A 2536-nucleotide genomic window follows, 5' to 3' on the forward strand; every position below is an offset into this window, starting at 1 on the left:
GCCTCGCGAGCGACCTGCCGGGCCTCGCGGCCGCGCTGACCGAGCGCCCGCTCATGCGGCGCGCGATCGGCGAGGAGTGCCCCACCACGCGCAGGACGCTGGTGCAGGACCAGTGCGCGCTTGACTTCGCCGACGACCGCACGGTCGTGGTGGACGGATGGGTGCTGTCGGAGACCGAGGCGAGCCTCTGCGCGGCCCGGATTCTCGCCGCACACTCGGCCTGAAGGGCAGGCCGACGAAAAAGGGGACGCCTTGCGGCGTCCCCTGAAGCCGGAGGCCCGAAGCCTCGCGGGAGATGGTTCTCAGACCGAGTAGTACATGTCGAACTCGACCGGATGCGGCGTGTGCTCGAAGCGGATCACGTCCTGCATCTTGAGCTCGATGAAGCTGTCGATCTGGTCGTCGGTGAACACGCCGCCCTTCTTCAGGAACTCGCGGTCCTTGTCGAGCGACTGGAGCGCCTCGCGCAGCGAGCCGCAGACGGTCGGGATCTTGCGCAGCTCCTTCGGCGGCAGGTCGTAGAGGTCCTTGTCCATCGCCTGGCCGGGATCGATCTTGTTCACGATGCCGTCGAGGCCTGCCATCATCAGCGCGGCGAAGCACAGATAGGGGTTCGCCGACGGGTCCGGGAAGCGGACCTCGACGCGCTTGGCCTTCGGGGAGGTCGTGAACGGGATGCGGCAGGACGCGGAGCGGTTGCGCGCCGAGTAGGCGAGCAGCACCGGCGCCTCGAAGCCCGGGACGAGGCGCTTGTAGCTGTTCGTCGTCGGGTTGGTGAAGGCGTTGACCGCCTTGGCGTGCTTGATGATGCCGCCGATGTACCAGAGGCACTCCTGGCTCAGACCGGCGTACTTGTCGCCGGCGAACAGCGGCTTGCCGTCCTTCCAGATCGACATGTGGCAGTGCATGCCCGAGCCGTTGTCGCCGTAGACCGGCTTCGGCATGAAGGTCGCGGTCTTGCCGTAGCTCTGCGCCACCTGGTGGATGCAGTACTTGTAGACCTGCGTGTGGTCGGCCATCAGCACGGCTTCCTCGAACTTGAGGCCGAGCTCGTGCTGGGCGGAGGCCACCTCGTGGTGGTGCTTCTCGACCTTCGCGCCCATCGCCGCCATTGCGGCGAGCATCTCACCGCGCATGTCCTGCGCGCTGTCCATCGGCGGCACCGGGAAGTAGCCGCCCTTGGTGCGGATGCGATGGCCCATGTTGCCGGTGTCGTACTCGGCGTCGGAGTTCGTCGGCAGCTCGTCGGAGTCGAGCTTGAAGCCGGTGTTGTACGGCGTCGCGGCGAAGCGGACGTCGTCGAACACGAAGAACTCGGCCTCGGGGCCGAAATAGATGGTGTCGCCGATGCCGAGCGACTTCAGATAGGCCTCGGCCTTGACCAGCGTGCCGCGCGGGTCGCGCTCATAGGGCTCGTTGGTGGTGGGCTCGAGCACGTCGCAGACGACGGACAGCGTCGAGGCGGCGAAGAACGGGTCGATGCAGGCGGTCTTCACGTCCGGCATCAGCAGCATGTCGGACTCGTTGATCGCCTTCCAGCCGGCGATCGACGAGCCGTCGAACATCTGCCCCTCGGCGAAGAAATCCTCGTCCACCATCGAGATGTCGAAGGTGACGTGCTGCCACTTGCCCTTCGGGTCGGTGAAGCGCAGGTCCACATATCTGACGTCGTTGTCCTTGATGAACTTCATGACGTCGGCGGCAGATTTCATCGCCATTCTTGTCTTATCCTTGAGCTGGTTCTTGGGCTGGGGACGTCGGCCGGTCGGCGGACGTCCTCGGAATCAGATCGCCTCGACGCCGACCTCGCCGGTGCGGATGCGGATCGCTTCCTCGACCGGGGACACGAAGATCTTGCCGTCGCCGATCCGGCCGGTCGCCGCGGCCTTGCGGATCGCTTCCACGGCGCGCTCGACCATCTCGTCGGCGAGCACGACCTCGATCTTCACCTTCGGGAGAAAGTCGACCACGTACTCGGCGCCGCGGTAGAGTTCGGTGTGGCCCTTCTGGCGTCCGAAGCCCTTCGCCTCGGTCACCGTGATGCCTTGCACCCCGACCTCCTGCAGCGCCTCCTTCACCTCGTCGAGCTTGAACGGTTTGATGATCGCTTCGATTTTCTTCACGTAGCTGAGCCTCCTCGTCCCGTCCGGCCGCGCCGCCGGGCAGCCGCGCGGGCGGGACGCCGTCTGATAGCAGCAAGCGTGCCAATTTGCAGAGCCGCTCTCCCTGCCGAAGGCGTCAAGGTGTCCTACGACGTCACGGAGTGAAACAGAAGTCGGCCCTATCCGTAATGATCGCAAATTAGGCAGGTTGATGAAAAAATATGCCGAAGATTGCCCGCCGGCCGGTCGTGGCCGCGTGCTTATTGGGCAGGGCAGATCGCAACGCGGCGACGCCGCCATGATTGAGCTTCTGTCGCCGCAAGGCATGGGCGAGGTGGACCGCGCCTCGACCGCAGCCGGGGTGAGCGGCGCGACGCTCATGGACAATGCCGGCCGCGCGGTCGCCGCGTCGGCGCAGCGCCGCTGGCCGGACG

The 2536-nt window shown here is 65.9% G+C and carries 3 protein-coding genes and 1 pseudogene; 2 read left to right on the plus strand and 2 right to left on the minus strand.

Features of this window, described 5'->3' with window-relative positions:
* A pseudogene (locus ACIKT0_RS16780) lies at positions 1 to 224 on the plus strand (hypothetical protein); the annotation flags it as partial.
* Positions 225 to 302: 78 nt separating this feature from the next.
* On the opposite strand, the gene glnA reads toward ACIKT0_RS16780, so the two are convergent.
* Both glnA and ACIKT0_RS16790 read right to left on the minus strand, forming a co-directional pair.
* Entirely contained in the window at positions 303 to 1712 is a 1410-nt protein-coding gene (gene glnA, locus ACIKT0_RS16785) for a type I glutamate--ammonia ligase (RefSeq protein ID WP_407106519.1), read from the minus strand.
* A 72-nt stretch (positions 1713 to 1784) separates the two neighbouring features.
* A complete protein-coding gene (locus tag ACIKT0_RS16790; protein ID WP_183396273.1) occupies positions 1785 to 2123 on the minus strand; it encodes a DUF3240 family protein in 339 nt (112 codons plus the stop codon).
* 190 nt (positions 2124 to 2313) lie between these two features.
* Here ACIKT0_RS16790 and ACIKT0_RS16795 point away from each other — a divergent pair.
* Positions 2314 to 2536: hypothetical protein (locus tag ACIKT0_RS16795; protein WP_407106518.1), on the plus strand; the 223-nt coding region annotated here is incomplete at its 3' end.

It is taken from the genome of Hansschlegelia beijingensis (assembly GCF_045505405.1).
In the GTDB taxonomy this organism is placed as follows: Bacteria; Pseudomonadota; Alphaproteobacteria; order Rhizobiales; family Methylopilaceae; genus Methylopila; species Methylopila beijingensis_A.